The 24,619-nt window shown below is 73.3% G+C and carries 22 protein-coding genes; 19 read left to right on the forward strand and 3 right to left on the reverse strand.

Translation table 11 applies throughout. The annotated features are described in order from the left end of the window. Window positions 1-24 precede the first annotated feature (24 nt). The 19 genes from HNP84_RS28425 (at window position 25) to HNP84_RS28515 (ending at window position 20,867) form a co-directional block, all read left to right on the forward strand. Window positions 25-210, forward strand: a complete 186-nt coding sequence (locus HNP84_RS28425) for a lysine biosynthesis protein LysW (protein ID WP_185053014.1) — start codon at window positions 25-27, stop codon at window positions 208-210. Then, window positions 203-1,108: a RimK family alpha-L-glutamate ligase gene (locus tag HNP84_RS28430; RefSeq protein WP_312925877.1), complete on the forward strand. Its 906-nt coding sequence runs from the start codon at window positions 203-205 to the stop codon at window positions 1,106-1,108. Before HNP84_RS28425 ends, HNP84_RS28430 begins: the two co-directional genes overlap by 8 nt. After that, entirely contained in the window at window positions 1,105-2,142 is a 1,038-nt protein-coding gene (argC, locus tag HNP84_RS28435) for an N-acetyl-gamma-glutamyl-phosphate reductase (protein ID WP_185053016.1), read from the forward strand. Before HNP84_RS28430 ends, argC begins: the two co-directional genes overlap by 4 nt. Continuing rightward, window positions 2,133-4,055: a M20/M25/M40 family metallo-hydrolase gene (locus HNP84_RS28440; protein WP_185053018.1), complete on the forward strand. Its 1,923-nt coding sequence runs from the start codon at window positions 2,133-2,135 to the stop codon at window positions 4,053-4,055. Before argC ends, HNP84_RS28440 begins: the two co-directional genes overlap by 10 nt. Continuing rightward, the gene (locus HNP84_RS28445) at window positions 4,052-4,825 is read left to right on the forward strand and encodes a thiamine pyrophosphate-binding protein (RefSeq protein WP_185053020.1); all 774 of its coding nucleotides are present in this window, start codon (window positions 4,052-4,054) and stop codon (window positions 4,823-4,825) included. The genes HNP84_RS28440 and HNP84_RS28445 overlap by 4 nt, the downstream gene beginning before the upstream one ends. Further along, window positions 4,822-5,745, forward strand: coding sequence for a transketolase family protein (locus HNP84_RS28450; protein ID WP_185053021.1), 924 nt, complete (start codon window positions 4,822-4,824; stop codon window positions 5,743-5,745). The genes HNP84_RS28445 and HNP84_RS28450 overlap by 4 nt, the downstream gene beginning before the upstream one ends. Beyond that, on the forward strand, window positions 5,742-6,674 hold the full coding sequence (locus HNP84_RS28455; protein ID WP_185053022.1) for a family 3 encapsulin nanocompartment shell protein: 933 nt from the start codon (window positions 5,742-5,744) through the stop codon (window positions 6,672-6,674). The genes HNP84_RS28450 and HNP84_RS28455 overlap by 4 nt, the downstream gene beginning before the upstream one ends. Then, window positions 6,671-7,729, forward strand: a complete 1,059-nt coding sequence (locus tag HNP84_RS28460; RefSeq protein ID WP_185053024.1) for a sulfotransferase — start codon at window positions 6,671-6,673, stop codon at window positions 7,727-7,729. Before HNP84_RS28455 ends, HNP84_RS28460 begins: the two co-directional genes overlap by 4 nt. Next, complete coding sequence (locus HNP84_RS28465) at window positions 7,714-8,496, forward strand: SDR family NAD(P)-dependent oxidoreductase (RefSeq protein ID WP_185053026.1); 783 nt, start codon at window positions 7,714-7,716, stop codon at window positions 8,494-8,496. The genes HNP84_RS28460 and HNP84_RS28465 overlap by 16 nt, the downstream gene beginning before the upstream one ends. 5 nt (window positions 8,497-8,501) lie before the next feature. After that, complete coding sequence (gene cysD / locus HNP84_RS28470; protein ID WP_185053181.1) at window positions 8,502-9,413, forward strand: sulfate adenylyltransferase subunit CysD; 912 nt, start codon at window positions 8,502-8,504, stop codon at window positions 9,411-9,413. Next, complete coding sequence (locus tag HNP84_RS28475) at window positions 9,410-10,678, forward strand: sulfate adenylyltransferase subunit 1 (protein WP_221336899.1); 1,269 nt, start codon at window positions 9,410-9,412, stop codon at window positions 10,676-10,678. The genes cysD and HNP84_RS28475 overlap by 4 nt, the downstream gene beginning before the upstream one ends. Window positions 10,679-10,783: 105 nt before the next feature. Continuing rightward, window positions 10,784-11,998, forward strand: a complete 1,215-nt coding sequence (locus HNP84_RS28480) for a glycosyltransferase family 2 protein (protein WP_185053030.1) — start codon at window positions 10,784-10,786, stop codon at window positions 11,996-11,998. Then, window positions 11,995-13,131, forward strand: coding sequence for a radical SAM protein (locus HNP84_RS28485; RefSeq protein ID WP_185053032.1), 1,137 nt, complete (start codon window positions 11,995-11,997; stop codon window positions 13,129-13,131). The genes HNP84_RS28480 and HNP84_RS28485 overlap by 4 nt, the downstream gene beginning before the upstream one ends. A gap of 17 nt (window positions 13,132-13,148) precedes the next feature. After that, window positions 13,149-14,678 (forward strand): flavin-containing monooxygenase, encoded by a 1,530-nt coding sequence (locus tag HNP84_RS28490; RefSeq protein ID WP_185053033.1) that lies wholly within the window; start codon window positions 13,149-13,151, stop codon window positions 14,676-14,678. A gap of 39 nt (window positions 14,679-14,717) precedes the next feature. Continuing rightward, on the forward strand, window positions 14,718-15,917 hold the full coding sequence (locus HNP84_RS28495; protein WP_185053034.1) for a sugar efflux transporter: 1,200 nt from the start codon (window positions 14,718-14,720) through the stop codon (window positions 15,915-15,917). Further along, window positions 15,914-16,819 carry a glycosyltransferase gene (locus HNP84_RS28500; protein ID WP_185053035.1) on the forward strand — a complete coding sequence of 302 codons (906 nt, stop codon included), beginning with the start codon at window positions 15,914-15,916 and terminating at the stop codon, window positions 16,817-16,819. The genes HNP84_RS28495 and HNP84_RS28500 overlap by 4 nt, the downstream gene beginning before the upstream one ends. After that, on the forward strand, window positions 16,812-17,537 hold the full coding sequence (locus HNP84_RS28505) for a PIG-L deacetylase family protein (RefSeq protein ID WP_185053036.1): 726 nt from the start codon (window positions 16,812-16,814) through the stop codon (window positions 17,535-17,537). The genes HNP84_RS28500 and HNP84_RS28505 overlap by 8 nt, the downstream gene beginning before the upstream one ends. After that, on the forward strand, window positions 17,534-20,122 hold the full coding sequence (locus HNP84_RS28510) for a glycoside hydrolase family 3 protein (protein ID WP_185053037.1): 2,589 nt from the start codon (window positions 17,534-17,536) through the stop codon (window positions 20,120-20,122). The genes HNP84_RS28505 and HNP84_RS28510 overlap by 4 nt, the downstream gene beginning before the upstream one ends. A gap of 130 nt (window positions 20,123-20,252) precedes the next feature. Next, a complete protein-coding gene (locus HNP84_RS28515) occupies window positions 20,253-20,867 on the forward strand; it encodes a response regulator transcription factor (protein WP_185053038.1) in 615 nt (204 codons plus the stop codon). Between the two features lie 494 nt (window positions 20,868-21,361). On the opposite strand, the gene HNP84_RS28520 is transcribed toward HNP84_RS28515, so the two are convergent. The 3 genes from HNP84_RS28520 to HNP84_RS28530 are packed head-to-tail and all read right to left on the reverse strand — an operon-like array spanning window position 21,362 to window position 24,610. Then, a complete protein-coding gene (locus HNP84_RS28520) occupies window positions 21,362-21,862 on the reverse strand; it encodes a type II toxin-antitoxin system RatA family toxin (RefSeq protein ID WP_185053039.1) in 501 nt (166 codons plus the stop codon). 19 nt (window positions 21,863-21,881) lie between these two features. Continuing rightward, on the reverse strand, window positions 21,882-23,441 hold the full coding sequence (locus HNP84_RS28525) for an aldehyde dehydrogenase family protein (protein WP_185053040.1): 1,560 nt from the start codon (window positions 23,439-23,441) through the stop codon (window positions 21,882-21,884). 17 nt (window positions 23,442-23,458) lie between these two features. Continuing rightward, the gene (locus HNP84_RS28530; RefSeq protein WP_185053041.1) at window positions 23,459-24,610 is read right to left on the reverse strand and encodes an acyl-CoA dehydrogenase family protein; all 1,152 of its coding nucleotides are present in this window, start codon (window positions 24,608-24,610) and stop codon (window positions 23,459-23,461) included. Window positions 24,611-24,619 lie beyond the last annotated feature (9 nt).

Consider the following 24,619-nt stretch of genomic DNA (forward strand, 5'->3'; position numbering starts at 1 on the left):
ATCACACCACTTCGAGGAGTTCCCATGGCGAACACCACGGCCGCTCCCGCGTGCCTGCAGTGCGAGACGGAGATCCACGTGCCCGCCGAGGCCGAGCTGGGCGACATCCTCACCTGCCGCGGCTGCGGCCAGGAGCACGAGGTGCTCGACGTCGCCCCGGTCGTCAAGCTGGACCTCGCGCCGGAGATCGAGGAGGACTGGGGTGAGTGAGCCCCGCGCGGACGTGCTGGTCTCCGTCACGATCACGCGCCTGGAGGAGCGGATGCTCCTCCAGGCGCTCCGCGCGGCCGGTCTGACCGCGCGGGCGGTGAAGCCCCGGCACACCACCGCGTTCCTCAACGACGGGGCGCTCGCGCCCCGGCTGGTCATCCTGCGCAACCTCTCCCACCGTGAGCTCCGGGGAATGTCGGACCGGTTCGAGCACGCCGGAGTCCCCACGCTCAACACCCCGCACGCCGTGCGACTGTGCCTGTCGAAGGACCTGCAGGCATTCGCCTTCGCCCGCGCGGGCGTCCCGCACCCCGAAACGCGGATCGCCTTCTCCGCCGACCAGGTGCGCGAGCAGGTCGAGGCGCTCGGCGGCGACGCCGTGATCAAGCCGGTCAGCGGCTCGTGGGGCCGGGGCGTCGTACGCGTCACCACCCCCGCGGAGCTGGCGGCCTGGAGCGGCGGCTGGGAGGCGGTGGACCCGGGCGAGCGCTCCTTCCCGGTGATCGTGCAGGAGCACGTGCCCAAGCCCGGCTTCAACGAGCGGGTGATCGTCGTCGGCGACCGCCCGGTCGTCGCCTACCGGCAGGTCAGCCAGGACCTGCGGACCAACACCCACCTGGGCGGCGGCATCGAGCCGATCCCGCTGTCGCACCGGTCGGCCGAGCTGTGCTCGCGGGTCGTCGCCCTGTTCGGGCCCGGGTTCTACGGGATCGACCTGGTGGAGTCCGCCGAGACCGGCCGCCTGTACGTGCTGGAGGTCAACACCAACCCCGAGTTCGCCAAGTCGGTGCCGGTCCACGGCGTCGACATCCCCGCGCTCCTGGCCCGCTTCGTCCGCTCGGCCATCGAGGAGGAGCGCGCCGGGCGGCTCACCGAGCGGAAGGACATGGCGGCATGAGCGAGCGGATGAGGGTCGCGGTGCTGGGCGCGAGCGGCTTCATCGGCGCCGAGCTGATCCGGCTGCTCTCCGGCCATCCCCAGGCCGAGGTGGCGTTCATGTCCTCACAGCAGCACGCGGGCAGGCCGCTCGGCCAGGTGGTGTCCGGGCTGCGCAACTCCCGGCTGGCCGGGCGGCGGCTGCGCGGCCTGGAGGAGCTGTCCAAGGTGTCCAAGGTGGACGTGGCGTTCTCCTGCCTGCCCAACGGCGTGCTGCCCGGCGTGCTCGACGAGGTCAGCGGCCAGGCCGACCTGGTGCTGAACCTCGCGGGGGACTATCGGCTGCGCGACCCGGCCGAGATCGCCGAGCACTACCCCGAGTCGGCCGGCGGCTGGCGCCAGCCGATCCCCTACTACGTGCCCGAGTTCGGCCCCAGGCCGAGCGAGCCGGTGGTCAACCTGCCCGGATGCATGGCCGTCGCCGGCCTGTACGCCCTGTACCCGCTGTTCGCGGACGGGCTGGTGGAGCCGAGGGCGGTCGTGGACGCCAAGACCGGATCGAGCGGCGGCGGCGCGGGCAGCGCGGAGCACCCGGCGCTGCGGTACGGCAACCTGCGCGTGCACCGCCTGCACGGCCACCGGCACGCGCCGGAGATCGGGCAGGCGCTGGGCACCCTGACCGGCGTCAAGCCCGACCTGCAGTTCTCCGCGTTCAGCCTGCCGGTCTCGCGCGGGGTGTTCGCGACGGCGTACACCTGGCTGCGGCCCGGCGTGGAGGCCGGCGAGGTGCGCCGGGCCTTCGCCAGGGCCTATGCCGACGCCCCGTTCGTACGCGTCGCGGGCGGGCGCTCCCCGATGACGTTCCCCATGCTCAAGACCGTCGTCGGCAGCAACACGGCCGAGGTCGGGCTGTCGGTCGAGGGCTCCCGCTGCGTGACCGTCGCCGCCCTGGACAACCTGATCAAGGGCGGCGCGGGCCAGGCCGTACAGGCGATGAACCGCGTCTTCGGTCTTGAGGAGACGCTCGGCCTGCCGGAGGTGGGACCATGGCCGTGACCGACGCCCCCGGGTACGGCGCGACCGCGCTCAAGGAGGTCAACCCGTACCGCGCGCTGTACGTCGTCAAGCTGGGCAGCTCGACCCTGCGCCACGCCCGGGTCTACGACGAGCTGGCCGAGCTGCGCGCCCGCGGCGCCCGGTTGCTGGTGGTCACCGGCGGCGCGGCCGACATCTCGCTGCACTACGCGCTCATCGGCCGGCCGGTCAGGACGCTGGTCCTGCGCGGCGGCGACGAGGTGCGCTACTGCCCGCCGGACGAGATGCAGCACATCATCGACGCCTACGAGCAGATCACCCTGCCCCGGGTGCGCCAGGAGCTGGGCGGTCGCGGGCTGTCGGTGTTCGCCGCCACCGGGCGGGTCGAGGGGCTGGTCACCGCCACGCCCAACGGCCCGATCCGCGCGGTGGACGGCGGCAGGCAGCGCTTCGTGCGCGACCACCGCGCGGGCACGGTCGCCCAGGTGGACGCCGCACGCCTGGCGGAGCTGCTGGACGCCTTCGACGTGGTGTGCCTGTCGCCGCCGGTGGCGGCCACCGACGGGGGCGCGGCGCTGAACGTGGACGCCGACGTGCTGGCCGCCGAGGCGGCCGTGGCGCTCCGCGCCGACCACCTGCGCCTGGTGACGGGCACGGCGGGCCTGCTCACCGACCCCCGCGACCCCACCAGCACGCTCCCGCACGCCACGGCGGGCCAGGGCATGGCCTACGCCGGGGGCAGGATGCGGCAGAAGGTGCGCGCCGCCGAGCTGGCGCTGTCCGGCACCCCCGACATCGCCATCACCGGCCCGCACACCGTGGACGCCCGCGGCGGCACCCGCTTCTGGCGGGCCCCCGCCCCCGCGCCCGACCTGGAGCTGCCGGCCAGGATGGTCGAGCTGGCCTCGGTCTCCGGCGACGAGCGCGAGCTGGCGGAGTACCTCGCCGGCTGGTGCGCCGCCCACGGCATCGACGCGCACATCGACCCGGCGGGCAATCTGGTGGCCACGCGCGGCTCCGGCCCCCGGCGGCTGCTGCTGCTCGGGCACATGGACACGGTGCCGCACCTGTGGCCGGCCCGCTGGGACGACGAGACGATCACCGGGCGGGGCTGCGTGGACGCCAAGGGCAGCCTGGCGGCGTTCCTGGACACCCTGGCCGCCCTGGAGGTGCCCGGCGACGCGACCGTACGGGTCGTCGGCACCGTCGAGGAGGAGCGCACCGCCGCGGGCGCGTTCTACGTACGCGACCACTACCCCGCCGACGCCGTGATCGTCGGCGAGCCGAGCGGGGCCACCGCGCTGACCGTCGGCTACCACGGGGTGTGCAAGGCCCGCCTCGGCATCGCGCAGCCCACCGCGCACACCGCGGGCAAGGCCGCCAGGACCGCCGCCAGCCGCGTCGCCGACGCCGTCGCCGCGGCGGAGGCCGCGATCGCGGGCCTGGGCGCCGACACGCTCTTCGCGGTGCTCGGCCTGCGCGCCGGCAGCCGCGACGGGCTGCAGACGGGCGAGGCGGTCATCGACGTACGGGTGCCGCCGGGCCTGCGCACGGCCGAGGTGGCCGAGGCGCTGCGCCGCGCGGCGCCCGCCCCGGTCGAGGTCGAGATGATCCTGCAGACCCCGGCCGTCGCCACCCCGAGGACCAGCCCGCTGGTCAAGGCGTTCATCCGCGCGGCGCGCGCCGTGACCGGCGCGTCCCCCCGGATGCTGGCCAAGAAGGGCAGCAGCGACATGAACACCCTGGCCACGACCTGGCAGGGGGTGCCGATGGTGGCCTACGGGCCGGGCGACGCCTCGCTGGACCACACCCCGCACGAGCGCCTGGACGCCGCCGAGTACCGGCTGGCCGTCGCGGTGCTCGGCGAGGCCGTACGGCGCTGGCTGCGCGACGGCGCCCCGCTGCAGGCCGCGACGGTGGGGGAGGAGAGATGAACCCGATCGACCTGGCCCGTGAGCGCGCCCTGCGCGCCCGCCGGTCGGTGGTGGACATGGCCGCGAGCGGCGTGGGCTGCCACCTCGGCGGCAGCCTGTCGGTGCTGGACATCCTGGTCGCCGCCTACACGGTGGCACAGGACAGGCCCGGCGTGGAGGTGGTCTTGAGCAAGGGCCACGCCGCCGCCGCGCTGTACGCGGTGCTGCACCAGGTCGGCGTCATCGCCGAGGACCCCGCGCCGCTCTACGGCAAGGCGGGCGCGCCGTATACCGGGCACCCCTCGCCGAAGGTGCCCGGCGTGCGCTTCCCGACCGGCAGCCTGGGCCACGGGCTGGCGTACGCGGCCGGCTGGGCGCTGTCGCGGCGCCTGCTCGGCGCGCCCGGCGGCGCCATCGCCGTCGTCGGCGACGGCGAGCTGCAGGAGGGCCTGGTGTGGGAGACCCTGCAGATCGTCCAGGCCAAGCGCATCGGCGGGCTCACCGTCGTGGTGGACGTCAACGGCGGCCAGAACGACGGCCCCGTCGCCGACATCTCGCCGCTGACCCGTCTGCCCGAGCGGCTGGCCGCCTTCGGCCTGGAGGTGATCGAGATCGACGGCCACGACATCGAGAAGCTGATGGACGTGCTGGTCCCGCGGGAGCGGCCCACGGCAGTGCTCGCCGCCACCGTGAAGGGCAAAGGCGTGCCGGCCGTGGAGGGCAAGGCCGCCTCCCACTACGTGAAGATCAGCCCGGCCAGGGCCCGGCAGTGGAAGGCGGTGGCGCGATGACGCTCAGCGGGCGCGAGGCGTACAAGGAGGAGCTGACCGCGCTCGCGGCCGGCGACCCGCGCATCGTGTGCCTGGAGGCCGACCTCGGCGGCGCCGGCCATCCCTTCGCCAGGCGCTTCCCCGAGCGGTTCCTCAACCTGGGCATCGCCGAGGCCGCCGCGGTCGACATCGCGACCGGGCTGGCCTCGGCCGGGCTGCGCCCGTTCCTGAGCACCTTCGCCGCCTTCGGCACCTGGCGCGCCGCCGAGAGCGTCAAGCTGGGCCTGGGCTACCAGGGCGCCCCCGTCGTCCTGGTCTGCCCGTACGGCGGCGCGTCCGGCGGCTGGTTCGGCCCCACCCACCACGGCCTGGAGGACCTGGCCGTCGTGCAGAGCCTGCCCGGCGTGCGGATCGCGGTCCCGTGCGGCGAGGCCGAGACCCGCGCCGTCATCAGGTCCGCCGCCGCGCAGGACCGCCCCTGCTACGTGCGGCTGGCGCGCAACGAGCCGTACGAGGCCCCGTTCCCGCCCGCGGGCCCCGGCGAGGTGGGCTGGGTCCACCGCGGCGACGGTCCCGCCTGCCTGGTGTCGATCGGCGAGAAGCCGGCCGGGCTGTGCTCGGCCGCGACGCGGGAGCGCCCGGACCTCTCCCACGCCCACCTGTGCTGGGTGGACGCCGAGAGCCTGGCGCAGGCGGCCGGCGAGCTGGCGGCCTCGGCCCGGCGAATCGTCGTGGTCGAGGAGCACCGGGGCGCGGGCGGCGTCGCCTCCACCCTCGCGCTGCTGCTGCCCGGCCACGAGGTGCTCAGCGTCAACGCGGGGACCTCATGGCTTTCGGAGGGCGGCGACCACGACGAGACCCTCGCCGCGCTCGGGCTCACCGCCGAGGCGGTGCTGACCGCGGCGAGCCTCACCCCCACCCTCACCCAGGGAGCGACATGACGACGATTCACAGCCAGACGAACGCCGGCCAGGCGAACGCCATCGCCGAGGTGACCCGCCAGACCCTGTCGGACCCGGCGCTCACCCGGCGCAGCCCCGGCGAGGAGTTCGCCTGGGCGGTCGCCCGCGACGGCGACGGCGGCGACGTCACCGTCCCGATCCGCGGGTACCTGCCCTCGGCGTTCCCGCTGTTCGCCACCCGGCCCCGCTACACCGTGCGTCACCTGCTGAAGGTGGCCAGCGTCAGCGACCGGCCCACCGCGTACGTGTGGGAGGCGCCGCAGCCCGGCATGGACGTCCCGGGCCACACCTACGCCAGCACGCCGGAGTCGGGCTTCGGGCCGAGCGTCCAGCACGCCGAGCTGACCGACCTGGTGGTCGAGGTCCCGCTGCCCAAGGGCCTGCTCGGCGAGCCCGCCCTGCTGGCGGCGTTCGTCGACTACCGCGTCCTGGTCCGCATGGGCGTGGTGGAGAACGAGTCGCTGCTGCACGGCACCGCCGACGGCCGGATCGGCGGCCTGCTCACCCTGCCCGACATCCGCACCGGCGTGCTGGGCGAGGACGTGGGCGCGTCGCTGACCGCCGCAGCCGCGCGGGTCGAGGACACCGGCGGGTCCTGCGACGGGATCGTGGCCCACCCCGAGCTGTACTGGCGGCTGGTGCGCGACGGCACGCTCGCCAGGCTGAACGAGGTGGGCATCAGGGTGGCCCGCACCCGGATGATGCCGCGCGGCAAGGCGCTGCTCGGCGACTTCCGCGCCGCGGTCACGCTGCTCGACCCGGGCGAGTCCGCCCTCACGCTGCGCAGGAACGCCGGCCCCGGCGGCGAGGACGTCGTACGCGCCTCCGCCCGCGTCGGCCTGGCCGTGCACCTGCCCCAGCACTTCCTGCTGCTGTCGCCTCCGGGAGAGGAGGACGAGCGGGGATGACCGACCGGCCGAGAGTGCTCTACATCACCGGCTGGCTGCGCAGCGGCAGCACCCTGGTGGGCAACGTGCTCAACGAGCTGCCCGGCGTCCTGCACGCGGGCGAGCTGCACTACCTGTGGCGCAACGGGGTGCTGCGCACCGGCACCAACTCGGTCTGCGGCTGCGGCGAGCAGGTCCGCGCCTGCCCGCTGTGGTCGTCGGTGCTGGCCTTCGCCGCGACCGGCGAGCCGTCCGGCGAGCCTGAGGCGCTGGCCCGCCGGATGACCGCCGCGCAGCGCCGCCTGCTGCGCACCCGGCACACTCCGGCCAGGCTGGCCGAGGCCAGGGCGGGCGCCGCGCCCGCCCCGGTCTCGGGCGTGCTGGACCGGATGGCCGGCCTGTACCGCGAGCTGGCCGCCCGCGGCGGGGAGCGGCTGGTGGTGGACGGCTCCAAGTACCCCGCCGAGGCGGCGGCGCTGCTCGGCCGCGCTGACCTGGATGTGCGGGTGCTGCACGTGGTACGCGACCCGCGCGCCACCGCGCTGTCCTACCACCGCGGCAAGCAGTACATCTCGCCGATGGGCCCGGCGGCGAGCACCGCCTACTGGACGGCGTTCAACCTGGCCTCCGAGCTGGTCGGCGCCGCCTTCCCGGAGCGCTACCTGCGGGTGCGCCACGAGGATCTGGCCCGCCGCCCGGCCGAGACGCTCGCCCGGGTGATCGGTTTCGCCGGGCTGGACGACGCGCCGCCGGTGGACGGGGCGGGGATCGTCCGCCTCGGCGTGAACCACACCGTAACCGGCAACCCGGACCGGCTCCGGCACGGCGAGGTGGCGATCCGCCCGGACGAGCGCTGGCGCACCGAGCTGCCGCGCCGGCACAGGGTGACCGCGACCGCGCTCGCGCTGCCCCTGCTGCGCCGCTACCGCTACCCGCTGGCGCCCACCTCGGCCGGAGACGGCGCGATCGGAGGCGGCGCGATCGGAGGCGGCGCGATCGGAGGCGGCGCGGCCGGAAGCAACACGATCGGAAACAACGCGATCGGAAAGGAGAAACTGGGATGGACCTCGGACTGACCGGGCGGGTCGCCCTGGTCGCCGCGGCGAGCAGCGGGCTGGGGCTCGGCGTGGCCCGCGCCCTGGCCCGCGAGGGCGCCCACGTGTCCATCGCCGCCCGCGACCCCGGCCGGCTGGCCCGCGCCCACGCCGAGGTCGACGCCGCGGGCCCCGGCAAGGTGCTGAGCACCCCCGTGGACCTGCGCGACGACGACGCCGTCACCGCCTGGGTGGAGCGCACCGCCGCGGAGCTCGGCGCCCTGCACGTGGTGGTGACCAACTCGGGCGGGGTGCCGCACGGCCCGGCCGACGCCTTCACCCCCGGCCAGTACCGGGAGGCGCTGGAGGGCTCCATGCTGCCGCACGTCACCACGGCGCTGGCCGCGCTGCCCCACCTGAGGGCCGCGGGCTGGGGCCGCATCCTGATGATCACCTCCGAGGCGGTGCGGCAGCCCCTGCCCGGCACGGCCCTGTCCGCCTCGGCCCGGCTGGGCCTGCTCGGCTTCGCCAAGGGGCTGGTCCACGCCCTGGGCGCGAGCGGCGTCACGGTGAACGTGCTGGCCCCGGGCTGCCACCGCACCCCCGCGTTCGAGACGTTCCTGGAGGCGCACCCGGCCCCCGACAAGGAGACCGCGCTGAAGGAGATCACCGCGGAGATCCCGCTCGGCACGGTCGGCGACCCGGAGGACTTCGGCGCGATCGCCGCGTTCCTGGCCGGGGAGCAGGCGTCCTTCGTCACCGGCACGGTGCTGGTGGCCGACGGCGGCAACACGCGAGGGCTGGGGTGACCGAGATGGCGACCGGCTACCAGCTCTCCCACCTGGAGGCGCTGGAATCGGAGGCGATCCACATCGTCCGCGAGGTGGCCGCCGAGTTCGAGCGCCCGGCGCTGCTGTTCTCCGGCGGCAAGGACTCCATCGTGATGCTGCGGATCGCCGAGAAGGCGTTCTGGCCCGCGCCGATCCCCTTCCCGGCCGTCCACGTGGACACCGGCCACAACTTCCCCGAGGTGCTCGCCTACCGGGACCGGCGGGCAGCCGAGATCGGCGTCCGGCTCATCGTCGCGTCGGTGCAGGCGTCCATCGACGCCGGCCGGGTGAGCGAGCCCGGCGGCAGGTGGCCGAGCCGCAACCGGCTGCAGACCACCACGCTGCTCGACGCCATCGCCGAGCACCGCTTCGACGCGGTGTTCGGCGGCGCCCGCAGGGACGAGGACAAGGCGCGCGCCAAGGAGCGGATCTTCTCCTTCCGCGACGAGTTCGGGCAGTGGGACCCCAAGAACCAGCGGCCCGAGCTGTGGAACCTGTTCAACACCCGCATCCGGCCGGGCGAGCACATCCGGGTGTTCCCGCTGTCCAACTGGACCGAGCTGGACGTGTGGCGGTACATCGCCCGCGAAGGGCTGGAGGTGCCCTCGATCTACTTCGCCCACCGGCGGCGGGTGTTCGAGCGCGACGGCATGCTCCTGGCCGAGAACCCGTACCTGACGCCGGGCCCGAACGAGCCGGTGTACGAGGCGACGGTGCGCTTTCGCACGGTGGGCGACATGACGTGCACCGGCGCGATCTCCTCCACCGCGGGCGACGTCGAGTCGGTCATCAAGGAGATCGCCGCCACCCGGATCACCGAGCGCGGCGCCACCAGGGCCGACGACCGCGCCGGCGAGGCGGCCATGGAGGACCGCAAGCGGGAGGGCTACTTCTGACCATGGACATTCTCCGGTTCGCGACCGCGGGCTCGGTCGACGACGGCAAGAGCACGCTCGTCGGCCGCCTGCTGTACGACTCCAAATCGATCTTCCAGGACCAGCTCGACGCGGTGGAGCGGGCCAGCCTGGCCCGCGGCGACGACCGCATCGACCTCGCCCTGCTGACCGACGGGCTGCGCGCCGAGCGCGAGCAGGGCATCACCATCAACGTCGCCTACCGCTACTTCGCCACGCCGAAGCGCAAGTTCATCATCGCCGACACCCCCGGCCACCTGCAGTACACCCGCAACATGGTGACCGGCGCGGCGACCGCCGACCTGGCCATCGTGCTGGTGGACGCGACCAAGGGGCTGACGGACCAGAGCCGCAGGCACGCGGTGCTGCTCGGCCTCCTCGGCGTGCCGCACATCGTGGTGTGCGTCAACAAGATGGACCTGGTCGGCTACAGCCGGGAGGTCTTCGAGCGGATCACCGCCGAGTTCACCGCGTTCGCCGCCAAGCTCCCCACCTCCCACGTGACGTTCGTGCCGATCTCGGCGCTCCACGGCGACAACGTCGTCACCCGCTCGCCCGAGATGCCGTGGTACGAGGGCGGCCCGCTGCTGCACCTGCTGGAGACCGTGCACATCGCCTCCGACCGCAACCTGGTCGACCTGCGCTTCCCGGTGCAGTACGCGATCAGGCCGCGCTCGGGCGCCCACCGCGACTACCGGGGCTACGCCGGGCAGCTCGCGGGCGGCACACTGCGCCCCGGCGACGAGGTGCTGCACCTGCCCTCCGGGATCACCACCCGCGTGGCGGGCATCGACACCATGGACGGGCCGCTGGCCGAGGCGTTCCCGCCCATGTCGGTCACCGTGCGGCTGGCCGACGACATCGACGTGTCCCGCGGCGACATGCTGTGCCGCCCGCACAACGCGCCCGCGGCCGTCCAGGACCTCGACCTGATGGTGTGCTGGATGGGCGAGCGGCCGATGCGCACGGGCGCCACGCTGCTGGTCAAGCACACCACCCGTACGGCGCGGGCGCTGGTGCGCGACCTGCGCTACCGGCTGGACGTGCACACCCTGCACCGGGAGCGGGGCGTGGGCGAGCTGCGCCGCAACGAGATCGGCAGGGTGCGCCTGCGCGCCGCCCGCCCGCTGTTCTGCGACCCCTACTCCCGCAACCGGCTCACCGGCGGGCTCATCCTCATCGACGAGGCGAGCAACCAGACGGTCGGCGCCGGCATGATCACCGGCTCCGCCGTACCAGTTGAGTAACCGCGCGGCGCGAATGGAGTAGCGCCGCGCATCCCCCGCCGCCGCCGCCGTTCCTAGGCTTTCGAGGTGGCGCGCGGCCTCCCCTGACACCGGAAGGAACTGGCGATGCCAAGCCTGCGACCCTCTGATCCCGATATCCTCGCCACCGCCGTGGTCCACTCCATCGTGGTGGCCGCCGATCCCGACGCGCCCAGCTCGGGCCTGTACTACTGGGAGTGCGCCCGCCCGTACACCTCGGCCGTGGTGGAGGCGGTGACCACCGCCGCCGATCCCGTCATCAGCTCGCTGGGCCGCGCCCTGCACGACGACCCCGGCGATCCCGAACTGCACGCCGCCCTGCACGAGGCGCTGACGGCGCCGGAGCGGCAGGGCCCCGCCACCCGCGCGATCTTCGACCTGGCGTGGGAGTCGGAGTGCAACAACCGCCTGGGCTACCACATCGGCGCCCGCTACACCCGCGATGAGCCCACGGTCACGGCCGACGACCTGCGAGCCCTGCCGCCAGGGCCCGGCCTGCCGGCGGGCGCCGACCCCGAGGTGCTGGTCGTGATCCCGTTCCGCGACCGCGACACCGGCGGCGCGCGGCTGCGCAACCTGCTGGCCTGCCTGCAGTCGCTGCGCGACCAGTCCTTCCCCCGCGACCGCTACCAGGTCACGGTCGTGGAGTCGGACTCCGTGCCCCGCTGGCGGGACGTCATCCGGCCCTACACGGACAACTACCTGTTCGCCCCCAAGGCGAGCACCTTCAACAAGTCGTGGACGGTCAACGTCGGCGTGGTGCACTCTCCCGGCCGCAGCGAGGTGATCTCGATCCTGGACGCCGACGTGCTCGCCGACCGCGACTTCGTACGGCGCAACGCCGTCCGGTTCGAGCGGCCGGGCACCATGGGCCACCTCACCTACCGCAACATGCTGTGCCTGGACACCCCCTCCAGCGGGCGGGCGATCAGGGAGCGGCTGTGGGACCGCGCCGCCGAGCCCGATCTGGACCGCCTGCGCGGCTTCACGCTGCGCCGCGGCCCCGGCTGCTCGCTGTGGGTGCGCGCCGCCGCCTTCCACCGCATCCACGGCATGGACGAGCGGTACGAGGGCTGGGGCGGTGAGGACATCGACTTCAACTACCGCTTCGACTTCGCCAACGCCTACGACAGCTACGACGACCCGCTGCTGCACCTGCGCCACCCTCCGGCCTCGGCGCTGCGCGAGGACGGCGAGCTGGTCAACGCCCACATCCCGCCGCTGAGCTGGAAGCCGGAGGAGCCGATCGGCCGCATCGACCGCTTCGCCGCGGAGTGCGCGCAGGAGGGAGAGGCGGCATGACCCTCACCCAGGTGCGCACTTTGGGCACCGACAGGATCGAGCGCAACCTCGACCTGGTGGGCAAGCTGTACCAGCGCTCGATCTACCCCAGCGTGGAGGCGGTCGCGCACGGGCGCCGGCCGGCCGCGCCGGTGGTGGTCGATCTCGACCCGACCACGCTGTGCGACCTGGCCTGCCCGGAGTGCATCAGCGCGGGCGTGCTGCACAAGGGCGGGCTCTCCCGCGACCGCATCGTGGAGCTCGCCCACGAGCTGGCCGGCTCCGGCGTCAGGGCGGTGATCCTCATCGGCGGCGGCGAGCCGCTCATGCACCGCTCGATCGGCGACGTCATCACCGTCCTGCACCAGGCCGGTGTCCAGGTCGGGCTGGTCACCAACGGCACGCTCATCGGCCGCTACCTGGACGAGATCGCCGAGATGGTCTCATGGACGCGGGTGTCGGTGGACGCCGCCACGATGGAGACCTACGACCGGTTCCGGCCCAGCCGCCGCAAGACGAGCGTCTTCCCGCTGATCCTGGACAACATGCGGGCGCTCGCCGAGCGCAAGCGCGGCGCGCTCGGCTACTCGTTCCTGCTCATGCAGCGCCGCGACGCGGCGGGCGCGGTGACCGAGACCAACTACCACGAGGTGTACGCCGCCGGGCGGCTGGCCAAGGAGCTGGGCTGCGACTACTTCGAGCTCAAGGCGATGCTCGATGAGAACCACTTCACGGTCAACCAGTCGCCCGCCGACATCGCCCTGGTGGAGGAGCAGCTCGCCCGGCTGCGCGAGCTGGAGGACGGCTCGTTCCACCTGCTCGGCTCCTCCAACTGGGAGGCGGTGCACCACGACCTGGACCCGGTGCAGCCCAAGGAGTACTCCACCTGCCACGTCGCCGAGCTGCGGACCACGGTGACGCCGAACGGCGTGTACGTCTGCCCCTACCACCGGGGCAACGAGAAGGCCAAGATCGGCGACATCAACGCGATGTCCTTCGCGGAGATGTGGGCCAAGGCCGACACCACCGTCGTGAACCCCCGCGCGGACTGCCGGTTCCACTGCGCGCGGCACCGCGCCAACCTGGACATCGCCGCGCTGCCGCGCCGGGGGCGTCCGGTGGAACTGCTCGACGACTTCGACCCCTTCATCTAGCCGGCCGGGGGTGCGGGATGCGTATAGCGGTGATCGGAGCGGGGCCCGCGGGGCTCACCAGCGCCAAGCAGGCGCTGGAGGCCGGGCACGACCCCGTGGTGTTCGAGCGGCACGGCGACCTGGGCGGCATCTGGAACCCGGCGTCCCTGGGGGCGTACGAGGGGGTCAGGATGCAGACCTCGCGCCACGGCTTCCCCTTCTCCGACTTCGCCCCGGACGGGGGCGGCGACTTTCTCACCGTCGCCGAGATGCACGCGTACCTGCGCGCCTACGCCGACCGGTTCGCGGTGACGCCGCTCATCCGGTTCGGGCACGAGGTGACCCGGGTCGCCAAGCGCGACGGCGAGTGGTGGGTCACGGCCGTGCACAGGGGCGTGCCGGTCACCGCGCGGTTCGACGCGGTCATGGTGGCCAGTGGCGAGCTGTGGCGGCCTCGGGTGCCCCCCGGGGCCGCGCGCCCCCCACAGGGCGTGCGCGTGCTCACCGCCAAGGAATACCGCCGCCCCGACGCCTTCCGCGGCCTGCGCGTGCTGGTCGCGGGCGGCGGGGTGAGCGGGGCCGACATCGCCTGCGAGCTGGCCGGCCACGCCGCGGCGGTCGACTGGTCGGTACGCCGCAGGCAACTGTTCCTGCCGCGCGACTGCGGCGGCGTCGCCAACGACATGCTGTTCTCCTACATCGGCAGGGTCGCCCTGGAAGAGCTGCCCTACGCCGGCTACCTGGCCTGGCTGGACACGCTGCTGCCGGAGTACATGCGCATGTACCGGGCCACGGGGCTGCTGCCGGGCACCGGCTTCCACGGCGCGGTGCACGTCAACGAGAAGATCGTGCCGCATGTGTACCGGGGCGAGGTGCGGGCCAGGGCGGCCTTCGACCACTTCGCCGACGACGGCCACGTCGTGTTCGCCGACGGGACGCGCGGCAGGTACGACGCGGTGATCCTGTGCCTGGGCTACGAGATGCCCGACTACGGGTTCGTCGCGGGCCTGCGCCACGAGGAGCTGTACGAGCACTTCTTCTGGTACCGCGACCCGACGATGGTCGTGGTCAACACGCCGGTGGACACCGACGCGTTCGGCACGGCCTGCCCGTACTTCGAGGCCATCGCCGGCTGGGCGCTGGCCGTGCTGTCGGGCAAGGCCGAGCTGCCCGGCCGCGAGGAGATGGCCGCCTGGTGCGCGCGGCACATGGGCGCGCCGCACCGCAGGCGCTACTACGACTGCTGGCTGGAGACGATCAGGATCGGCCTGCGCAGCGGGGCGCTGCCCGACCCCGCCACCCACTTCGCCGGCTACTGGCGCCTGGTGTCGGCCACCGTGGTGCCGGCGAACCTGCGGCCCGGGGCGCGGGCCGGCCTGCCCGCGCCCGGCGACGGCCTGTTCGACCTGACCGCGCTGAAGCGGCGCGTCCTGGCCTGGCTCCCGGAGCGGGCGCGGGACGCGCTGCTGTCGGCGGGGCAGATCGACGCGGCCGACCACCTCGGGGCGCGGCGCGTGCCGCCGTCGCGGCGCATCGCCCCATGGCTGCCCTACCGCCAGCGGCTCTGAGCGGGTGCTGTCCCGTCCCCCACCCTTCCAGGAGGCGATGTGTATTCCACCAGAACCAGCGGCCTGCGGATCTTCTTGGACGGCGCCGTCACCCGGCTCGCCACCGCCACCGCGGCGATCGGCGTCGGCGGGGCGATGGTGGTGCCCACCGTCAGCCTCTTCCTGTCCGACGCCGTGCACGCCACCCCCATCATGATCGGCGCGTTCGTGGCCGGGCGCGCGGTGGCCGAGATCAGCTCCGACCTGGCGGTCGGAGTGCTGTCCGACCGGGTCGGGAGCCGCAGGATCGTACTGGGCGTCTGCTCGATGTTCGCCGCGGCCGGCGCGCTGTCCTACCTGTTCCTGCGCGACTACTGGCTGCTCCTGGCCACCACCGCGGTCATGTTCGGGATCGGCGGCGCCACCTTCCCGCAGTTGTACGCCTTCACCAGGGAGCTGGCCGAGCAGCAGGGCCACAACGCCACCTTCTTCAACTCCGCCCTGCGCTCGGTGACCTCGCTGGGCTGGATCGTCGGCCCGCCCCTGGCGTTCGGACTGATCGCCCTGCGCGGCTTCGAGACGATGTACGCCGTCGCGGCCGTGCTCTACTTCGCCGGCGGGCTGATCTGCTTCCTGGGGCTGCCCGACGCGGCCCCGCGGCCCGTCGGCGAACCCGGCGCGGCGCCGGAGCGGAGGACGGGCAACCCGTTCGCCGGCCTGACCCCGAAGGTCAGGGTCCTGCTCGTCGCGATCGTCCTGCTGCTGGCCGTCAACGCGATGTACCAGTTCGACATCGCGCTGTACATCACCAAGGACCTGGGCATGGACGAGGGCTTCACCGGCCTGGTGCTCGGGCTCGCCTCGGCGCTGGAGATCCCCGCGATGGTCTACATCGGCGCCAAGGCCGACCGCATCGGCCACTGGCGCGTGATCACCGGCGCCGCCGCGTGCGCGGTGCTGTTCTTCTGCGCCATGCCGTTCGCCAGGACCGAGCTCGCGCTGCTGTTGCTGCAGGTGCCCAACGCCATCTGGTGCGCCATCGCCCTCAGCATCCCGGTCACCGTCCTGCAGAACGCGATGCCCGACCGGCCCGGCGTCGCCTCCTCGCTGTACTCCGGCGCGTTCAAGACCGGCATGTTCCTCGGCGGCATCGCCGCCGGAAGCGTCGCCCAGTACGTCGGCTTCACCAACGTCTTCTGGGCCTGCGCCGCCCTGTCGGCGCTCGCGTTCTTCGCCGTCGCCTTCTGGAGAGAGACATGACCATCGCATGCAGCGTCGTCATCCCGACGTACAACAGGGCCGAGCTGCTCGCGCACACGCTGCGCTCCCTGACCCGCCAGACCCTCCCCGCCGGCCGCTTCGAGGTGCTGGTGTCGGACGACGGGTCGGGCGACGACACCGCCGACGTGGTACGGTCGTTCGCCGACCGCCTCGACCTGCGCTACTTCTACCAGGAGGACGAGGGCTACCGGCTGGCCAAGGCCCGCAACGTCGGCATCCGGCACGCCCGCGGCGAGGTGTGCGTGATGGTGGACTCCGGTGTCCTGCTCTCCTCCGGCTGCCTGGAGGCTCACCTCGCCGCGCATGCGGCCTGGCCGGGCCCGGTGGCGGCGATCGGCTACGTCTACTGCTTCAACGAGGACAACGAGGACGCCGCGCAGATGCGGCGGGTCATCGACGTGCACGACCCCGACGCCACCATCGCCCTGCTCCGCGACAGGGGCCAGTGGCTGGACATCCGCGAGGAGTTCTACGCCCGTTACACCGACGAGTTCCACGACCTGCCCGCGCCGTGGCTGGTCTACTGGTGCTGCAACGTCTCGGCGCCGACCGGCCTGCTGCGCGAGATCGGCGGGTTCGACGAGTGGTTCGTCCGCTGGGGCGGGGAGGACGTCGAGCTGGCCTACCGGCTGCACCGCGCCGGGGCGCGGTTCGTGCTCAGCCGCGACGCGGCCTCCATCCACTACCCGCATCCCAAGGTGTTCAAGGACAACATCGCCAACGCGGTCATCAACTACAAGTACATCGCCGAGAAGTACGGCACGCCGATCACTCGGCTTCTGGTCGACAACCACTTCTTCGTGATCAACGACATCATCCGCGAGCGCGGCCTGCCCTCGTGCGAGGAGTACCTGGCGGGACGGGCGGTGGAGCATGCGTGAGAAGGTGATCGTCTTCGCGCCGCACCCCGACGACGAGGTCATCGCCTGCGGCGGCGCCATCGCGGGCAAGGTCGCCGCGGGCGCCCGGGTCCTGATCGTCTTCGCCACCGACGGGTCGCGATCGCACAGCGCCGTGCTCGGCATCGAGCGCGATCCCACGCCGGGGGAGCTCGCGGCCATCCGGCGCAGGGAGGCCGAGTCGGCGGCCAAGGCGCTCGGCGTGGACCCCGCCGACCTGCGTTTCCTCGGCCACACCGACACCTTGCTCGCCGCCTCGCTGGACACCTTCCGCGCGCAGGTGCGCCGCCTGCTCGCCGAGCACGCCGACGTGGCGGAGGTCTACCTTCCGCACGACGTGCGCGAGCTGAACGCCGACCACCGCCTGACCGGCGAGGGCGTCGTGGACTGCCTGACCGAGCTGGGCTTGGCGCCGCGGCTGCGCAAGTACGTGGTGTGGGACGAGGACACCGAGGCCGCCTTCGCCTTCACCAACCGGATCGCCCCGGAGCGCGCGGCCTCGCCCACCGAACGCCTGGTGAGCCTGGACATCTCGCCGTGGGTGGAGCGCAAGCTCGCCGCGCTGGAGGAGCATCGCACCCAGGTGACCCTGTTCTCCCCGGCCCAGCGGCGCACGGTGGTGCCCGCGCCCTTCCTCGAACGGCTGCGCGCCAAGCGCACCGAGGAGTTCTGGATCGACGAGCCGGGGGAGGGGGCATGAGCGAGCGGAGCGATGAGCACAGTGCGTCGAGCGGTGAGCGCGGCGGCGCGCTGCCCTACCTGCCGGAGTGGCCGCGCGTGCGCTCGGCGTTCCCGCCCGACCCGGAGCTGGAGGAGCGCGTCGAGGGCATCCTCGCCCAGATGACGCTGGAGGAGAAGCTCGGCCAGATGATCCAGCCGGAGCTGGCCGAGCTGACCCCGCGGGACGCCCGCGACTACAAGATCGGCTCGGCGCTCAACGGCGCCGGCATCTGGCCCGGCGGGAACAGGCACGCCACGGTCAAGGAGTGGGTGGAGACCGTGGACACCTTCTGGGAGGCCGTCGAGGACGCCTACCGGGACCGCCCGTTCCGGGTGCCGTTCATGTGGGCCACCGACGCGGTGCACGGCCACAACAACGTGCACGGCGCCACGATCTTCCCGCACAACATCGGCCTGGGCGCGGCCCGCGACCCCGGCCTGGTGCGCAGGATCGGCGAGGCCACCGCGCGGGAGATCGCCGCGACCGGCATGGACTGGACCTTCGCCCCCACGGTCACCACGCCGCGCGACCGCCGCTGGGGACGCTACTACGAGGGCTACTCCGAGGACCCGGAGATCGTGTACGCCTACGCCCGCGAGATGGTGGCCGGGCTGCAGGGCGGCCCGGAGGGCCTGGCGGGCGACCTGCACGTCATCTCCACCGTCAAGCACTGGGTCGGCGACGGCGCGACCGTGGACGGGGTGGACCGCGGCACCGCCCGGTGCGAGGAGGACGTGCTGCGCAACATTCACGCGATGGGGTTCGTCTCCGGGATCGAGGCCGGCGCCCAGGCGGTCATGGCCTCCTTCAGCGGCTGGGACCACCCGGCCAACTACGACCACACCCCGGGCCGGCAGACGGCGTACAACCACAAGATCTGCGGCAGCCGCTACCTGCTGACCGACGTGCTGAAGGGCGCGATGGGCTTCGACGGCATCGTGATCAGCGACTGGGACGCGCACGCCGAGGTGGCCGGGTGCACGATCGGGGACGCCGGGTACGCCATCAACGCCGGCATGGACGTGCTGATGGTCGCGGGCCGCACGGCCTGGCAGTCGGTCTACCACACGGCGCGCGAGCAGGTGCTGTCGGGGGTCATCCCCATGGAGCGCATCGACGACGCGGTCCGGCGGATGCTGCGGGTCAAGATGCGGGCGGGCCTGTGGCACAAGCCCAGGCCCCGCGAGCGGTCGCTGGCCGGCCAGGCGCCGGTGCTCGGCTGCGAGGACCATCGCGCCCTGGCCCGCGAGGCGGTGCGCAAGTCCCTGGTGCTGCTGAAGAACGCGGGCGGCGTCCTGCCGCTGCCGCCGTCCGCGCGGGTGCTGGTGACCGGCAGCGCCGCCGACGACATCCGCAAGCAGGCCGGCGGCTGGACGCTGAGCTGGCAGGGCGACGACGTCGAGCCGTCCGACCTGCCCGGCGCCACGACGCTCGCCACGGCGGTGGCCTCGGTCGTCGGCCGGGACCGCTGCCACGTGGACCCCTACCTGGAGCACACGGACCCGGCCCGCTTCGACGTGGCGGTGGTCGCCATCGGCGAGGACGCGTACGCCGAGATGCGGGGCACCATCAAGCCGTGGGGCACGCTGGAGTACGCCCGGCTCAAGCAGTCGTACGCGCGCGACCTGGCCACCCTGCGCAGGCTGCGCGAGGCCGGGACCCGCGTGGTGACGGTCATGTTCACCGGGCGCCCGCTGTACGTCACCGAGGAGATCAACCTGTCCGACGCCTTCGCGGTGGCCTGGCTGCCGGGCACGGAGGCGGCCGGGATCACCGACGTGCTGTTCGCCGGCCCGTACGACTTCCAGGGGCGGCTGCCCGTGAGCTGGCCGCGCGGCAGGCGCTCGATGAGCGTGAACCGCGTCCCGCCGCACATTCCCGGCTACCGGGTGCCCGCGGAGGAGCAGGCCCCGGAGGGGGAGCACGAGCCGCTGTTCCCCTACGGCTTCGGGCTGTCGCTACGCGATCGCGGCGAGGCGGCCTCCCCCGGGCCGCTGCCGCTGGAGGAGGAGCCCGCGCCCCCGCCCGCGCCGCCCGTCTCCGGCCCGCTGTGGATTCTCGGCTCCGGCTCCGGCGGGGCGTACACGATGCGCATCGGCGGGCACAACACCTGGTCGCGGCAGGACATCTTCGCGGACAGGCCCACCGACACGCTGGTGGTGCGGGCCGAGCCCGTGGGCGACCCGGGCAGGCCCGGCGCGCTCTCGCTGCGCTTCAAGGGCCACGTCGCCTTCGTCTACGCGCAGGACCCCGATCAGCGCCCCCGCGACCTGCGCGGCTACCTGGAGGCGGGCGGCCGCCTGGCCTTCGACGTGCGGGTGGTCCAGGCCCCGGACCTGCCGCTGTACCTTGCCTGCCACGACGACTATCCGGCACAGCCCGGCCTGAACCTGGCGCCGTCGCTGCGCGCGCTTCCCGAGGGCGTGTGGACCACCATGGAGGTGCCGCTGGCGGAGCTGGCGCGCATCGGCCTGGACCTGCGGCACGTGGACGTGCCGTTCATGCTCTACACCGAGGGCCGGGCGGTCCTGGACGTCGGGGAGGTGCGCTGGCTGACCGGCTGACGGTGACTCCGGCAAGGGCGAGAAAGGTGACCTTTCTCGCCCTTCTGTCAATTGCTGACTTTTCCCCGTCGGGACACTTAGGATTCTGCCGTCAACCAAGGTCGAGCGGAGCCGAACGGGGCGCAGGCAGGTGCTCACCCTCAAGATCCTCCTGGCGGAGGACGTCCACATGGTGCGCGGGGCGCTTGTAGCCCTACTCGAACTCGAGCCCGACCTCACCGTCGTGGCCCAGGCCGAGCGCGGCGACGAGATCGTGCCGGCCGCGCTGGAGCACCGGCCCGATGTCGCGATCATCGACATCGACCTGCCGGGACTGGACGGCCTGACCGCGGCGGAGCTGCTGCACAAGGAACTGCCCTCGTGCCGCACGCTCATCCTCACCAGCCTCGGCCGGCCGGGCACCGTACGCAGGGCGCTGGCCGCCCACGTCTCCGGCTTCCTGCTCAAGGACGCCCCGCCCGACCACCTCGCCGAGGCCGTACGCGACGTCGCGGCGGGCAAGCGGTACATCGACCCCCAGCTCGCCTTCAGCGCCTGGGACGTGGGCGACAACCCGCTGACCGAGCGGGAGCTGCAGGTGCTCAGGATGGCGGCCCAGGGCGCCGAGGCCCCCGAGATCGCCGCCAACCTCCACCTGTCGGTCGGCACGGTACGCAACTACCTGACGTCCATCGTCATGAAGCTCAACGCGCGCAACCGCATCGACGCCATCCGCATCGCCACCGAGGCAGGGTGGGTCACGTAGTTTATTGCGATTGCTTCGCAATACGCGGGCTTGGGCGCTTTTCAGGCCGTGATCTTCCGTCGTCGCTCTGGTCGCTTCGCTCCCTGCCGCTCCTCCTCCAGATCACGGCCGCGCCCAAGCCGCTGTGTTCATGGCGCGTGCTTCGCAATACGCGGGCTTGGGCGCTTTTCAGGCCGTGATCTTCCGTCGTCGCTCTGGTCGCTTCGCTCCCTGCCGCTCCTCCTCCAGATCACGGCCGCGCCCAAGCCGCTGTGTTCATGGCGCGTGCTTCGCACGCGCGGGGCTTGGGCGCTTTTCAGGCCGTGATCTTCCGTCGTCGCTCTGGTCGCTTCGCTCCCGCCGCTCCTCCTCCAGATCACGGCCGCGCCCAAGCCACCACAACCCACTTACCGGACCGGGGGTGTTCGCCCGCTTACCGGGGATGTCTGCCCGCTTACCGGATCGGGGGTGTTTGCCCGCCTGCCTTGGGGTGGCGTTTCCGCTTCCGGGGTGCGTCAGGGGCTAGCCGGGGAGTGGTGTGTGGCGATCGCCTGGAGCACTTCGCGTTCGGGGTCGGGGACGGTGGCGGGGGACTCCTCGATCTCGGCCTGGCTGTAGGCGGCGGTCAGGACGGCGCGGGCGGCGCGGGCGAGTGCGCGGGCCAGGAGGGGTTCGAAGACCCGGTCGTGCATCGGCACCCCCAGGTCGAAACGGGCCTCGAAGTTCACCTGGCAGGCCGTGCTGGGGGCGGGCTCGCAGGTCCAGGTGACCGAGAGCTTGGCGAAGTCGCCGTCCACCTGCTCGAAGGCGACGGCCGACGGCTCCGCGCCGGCCTCGCGCTGGCGCCAGCGTACGGCGCCGCGGCCGAAGCGGACCGTCCACTCCTCCGCGTCCCCGGCGTCGCGCACCGACACCACGTCGCCGGGGAGCCGCGTCCGCCAGGAGCCGTCGCGCAGGCGGGCCAGCGCGTCACTCGCGTTCAGCGGGACGTGGGCCCGCACACCGACCGTTCGCATCTTCCGATCCCTTCTTGTCTCAGCCCCGGGCCGGCGCCATGGATATGCCCTGGAGGTGGGTCGTGCGGATCATCATGTAGCTCGCCTCGCCGAACACGCCGCCGGTCAGCCCGGTGCCGCCATGGGAGGGCATGTACGGGGCGAACCCGCAGTGCGAGGCGTCGTTGACCTTGAGCACGCCGCCGTTGCGCACCTCGCGGGCGAACCGCTCGGCGACGCCCTCGTCCGCCGTCCACAGCGAGTTGCGCAGCCCGTACGCGTTGCCGTCGACGAAGGCGAGCACGTCGTCGAGCAGTTGCCCGTCGGGGCGGCCGGGCTCGGGCACCACCACGGGCAGCAGCGGGAAGAACGTCTCGCTGCGCACCGCTTCCACCTCGCGGGCCGAGGCGAGGCCGTCCACGCGCACCACGGCCGGCTCGATGAACGGCCCGGTGTCAGAGGGGGTGCCGTCCACCTCCAGGCGCCGCCCGCCGCACACCAGCCGGGCGCCCTTGCGCAGGGCGTCGGCGGCGAAGGCGTAGAAGCCGTCGGCGGCCAGGACCGGGGTGAGCACGACGCCCTCCTCGTCCGGGTAGCCGGGCCGGATGCGGGCCGCGGCGGCCCTCAGCCGCTCGATCAGATCGTCGGCCACCGCCGGGTGGACGACCACCTGGTTGGGGACGTTGCAGATCTGGCCGGAGGCGTTGAACGCCTCCACCAGCGCGCCGGCCGCGAGGTCGAGGTCGGCGTCGCGCCACACCACGGCGCAGTCGTTGCCGGCCAGCTCCAGGACGGGCTTCTTGCCCGCGGCGACGCAGTCGCGCTGGAACGCCAGCCCCTTCTCCGTGCCGCCGAAGTAGATGACGTCGTTGACGTGCTCGCTGGCCAGCCACTCGGCCATCATCGGCGGCCCGCACACGACGTTGAGCGCGCCGGGCGGCGCCCCGACCTCCTCCAGGGCCGGGGCGAGGATCTCCCGCACGGCGTACATGACGCCGAGGGGGATGCTGCGGGGCGCGCGCACCACGACCGCGTTGCCCGACAGCAGGGCGGCGGCGCCGTAGACGGCGTTGGAGTGCGGAGCGTTCTGCGGCGGCGCGACGCACACCACACCGTCGGGCTTGCGCCGCATCGAGATGCGCTTCGCCCCGTGGCGGAAGTCACGCCGCAGCAGCTCGGCGCACCAGCTCAGCGTCTCGGGGCTGACGATGTCGAGCAGGCCGTCTACCTCCCACTCCGACAGCGTGCGCGTCCGCCCCTCCGCGATCATGATCTCGACGAACTCGCGCCGGGTCTCGGCCAGGCGCTTGCGGATCACCTCGCCCAGCCGCAGCCGCACGTCCAGCGGGCTGGCGCCCCACTCGCGCGCCGCCGAGGCCGCGGCGGCGAGCGCGGCCTGTACGGTGCCCGGATCGGCCACCGCACACCGGCCCGCCACCTGCGGGCCGGCCGAGGCCGGGTCGATCTCGCCGCGCTCCAGCGCGCGCTTCAGCCGCAGGGCGCCCGGGGGGTCCTCCAGGACGGCGCGGGCCGAGACGGTGTAGATGTGCTCGGCCGCGTCGATGTCGCGCCCGCCCACGTAGGAAAGGAACTCGCGCATGAGACGGTCTCCAGTGATCAGGGAGCGTGCTCGCGGCCGAGGAGCTCGCGGGCGATGACCAGCTTGGTCGCCGCGGCCGTGCCGTCGGCGAGCTGCGTGCCGATGACGTCGCGCAGCCGCCGCGCCACCGGGCCGTCCTCCGACCAGCCGTAGTGCCCGAGCGTGAGCAACGCCTGGTGGGCGGCCTCGGCCGCGGTCTTCGGCGCCCACCACTTGGCCATGTTGGCCTCGACACGGTGGCCGAGCCCGGCGTCGTTGCGCCACAGGGCCTCGTAGGCGAGCAGGCGGGCGGCGTGCAGGTAGGTGGCGTGCTCCACCAGCGGGAACGCCACGCCCTGGAAGCGGCTGAGCGGAAGGCCGAACGCCTCGCGCTCGCGGGCGTGCGCGAGCGCGTCGGAGACGGTGACGCTCGCCGCGCCCACCGCGATGAGCGCGATCAGCGCCCGCGAGTAGTCGAAGCCGCGCATGCCCTGGGCGAAGCCCAGCCCGGTGCCGCCGACGACGTGCTCGGGGCCGACCCGCAGCCCGTCGAAGACCAGCCTCGCCCTGCCCCCGGCCCTGCTGCCGAGGCTGGGCAGCGTCGTACGGGCCACGTGGGCGTCGTCCAGCGGGGTGTAGAAGGCCGTCACGCCGCGGGCGCGCTCGGCCAACTCCCCCGTGCGGGCGAAGACCAGGCCGTGGGTGGCGTACGCGCCGAGCATGATGGAGGTCTTCTCGCCGGACAGCCGCCACCCGTCGCCGTCGGGCTCGGCCCGCAGCTCCAGCGCCGCCGCGTCGGTGCCGTGGCCGGGCTCGGTCATGCAGACCGCGACGACGGCCTCGCCGCGCGCCATCGGGGGCAGCCAGCGCGCCCGCATCTCCTCGCCGCCGTTCGCGGTGAGCACCCCGCCCACCAGGGCGGTGTTCAGCACGGCGTAGCAGGCGGTGACGTCGCCGCGCGCCAGCTCCTCGATGACGACGCCGGTGCTGACCGCGTCCAGTCCCATCCCGCCGTACTCGGCGGGGATGCGCAGGCCGAACAGTCCTTCGGCCGCCAGCTCGGCGAACAGCTCCGGCGGGAACCCGCCCTCCCGGTCGGCGCGCGCGGCGGCCGGCGCCAGGCGCTCGGCGACGTAGGTGCGGACCTTCTCGGCCAGCGCCTCCTGCTCGGGGGTGAAGAGGAAGTCCATGACGCCCGC

Source organism: Thermocatellispora tengchongensis, from assembly GCF_014202315.1.
In the GTDB taxonomy this organism is placed as follows: Bacteria; Actinomycetota; Actinomycetes; order Streptosporangiales; family Streptosporangiaceae; genus Thermocatellispora; species Thermocatellispora tengchongensis.

Bases quoted from the DNA above. Each gene is read 5' to 3' on its own strand.
- HNP84_RS28425 (WP_185053014.1), top strand. From the start codon at position 25: ATGGCGAACACCACGGCCGCTCCCGCGTGCCTGCAGTGCGAGACGGAG.
- argC (WP_185053016.1), top strand. From the start codon at position 1,105: ATGAGCGAGCGGATGAGGGTCGCGGTGCTGGGCGCGAGCGGCTTCATC.
- HNP84_RS28440 (WP_185053018.1), top strand. From the start codon at position 2,133: ATGGCCGTGACCGACGCCCCCGGGTACGGCGCGACCGCGCTCAAGGAG.
- HNP84_RS28445 (WP_185053020.1), top strand. From the start codon at position 4,052: ATGAACCCGATCGACCTGGCCCGTGAGCGCGCCCTGCGCGCCCGCCGG.
- HNP84_RS28450 (WP_185053021.1), top strand. From the start codon at position 4,822: ATGACGCTCAGCGGGCGCGAGGCGTACAAGGAGGAGCTGACCGCGCTC.
- HNP84_RS28455 (WP_185053022.1), top strand. From the start codon at position 5,742: ATGACGACGATTCACAGCCAGACGAACGCCGGCCAGGCGAACGCCATC.
- HNP84_RS28460 (WP_185053024.1), top strand. From the start codon at position 6,671: ATGACCGACCGGCCGAGAGTGCTCTACATCACCGGCTGGCTGCGCAGC.
- HNP84_RS28465 (WP_185053026.1), top strand. From the start codon at position 7,714: ATGGACCTCGGACTGACCGGGCGGGTCGCCCTGGTCGCCGCGGCGAGC.
- cysD (WP_185053181.1), top strand. From the start codon at position 8,502: ATGGCGACCGGCTACCAGCTCTCCCACCTGGAGGCGCTGGAATCGGAG.
- HNP84_RS28480 (WP_185053030.1), top strand. From the start codon at position 10,784: ATGCCAAGCCTGCGACCCTCTGATCCCGATATCCTCGCCACCGCCGTG.
- HNP84_RS28485 (WP_185053032.1), top strand. From the start codon at position 11,995: ATGACCCTCACCCAGGTGCGCACTTTGGGCACCGACAGGATCGAGCGC.
- HNP84_RS28490 (WP_185053033.1), top strand. From the start codon at position 13,149: ATGCGTATAGCGGTGATCGGAGCGGGGCCCGCGGGGCTCACCAGCGCC.
- HNP84_RS28500 (WP_185053035.1), top strand. From the start codon at position 15,914: ATGACCATCGCATGCAGCGTCGTCATCCCGACGTACAACAGGGCCGAG.
- HNP84_RS28505 (WP_185053036.1), top strand. From the start codon at position 16,812: ATGCGTGAGAAGGTGATCGTCTTCGCGCCGCACCCCGACGACGAGGTC.
- HNP84_RS28510 (WP_185053037.1), top strand. From the start codon at position 17,534: ATGAGCGAGCGGAGCGATGAGCACAGTGCGTCGAGCGGTGAGCGCGGC.
- HNP84_RS28520 (WP_185053039.1), bottom strand. From the start codon at position 21,862: ATGCGAACGGTCGGTGTGCGGGCCCACGTCCCGCTGAACGCGAGTGAC.
- HNP84_RS28525 (WP_185053040.1), bottom strand. From the start codon at position 23,441: ATGCGCGAGTTCCTTTCCTACGTGGGCGGGCGCGACATCGACGCGGCC.
- HNP84_RS28530 (WP_185053041.1), bottom strand. From the start codon at position 24,610: ATGGACTTCCTCTTCACCCCCGAGCAGGAGGCGCTGGCCGAGAAGGTC.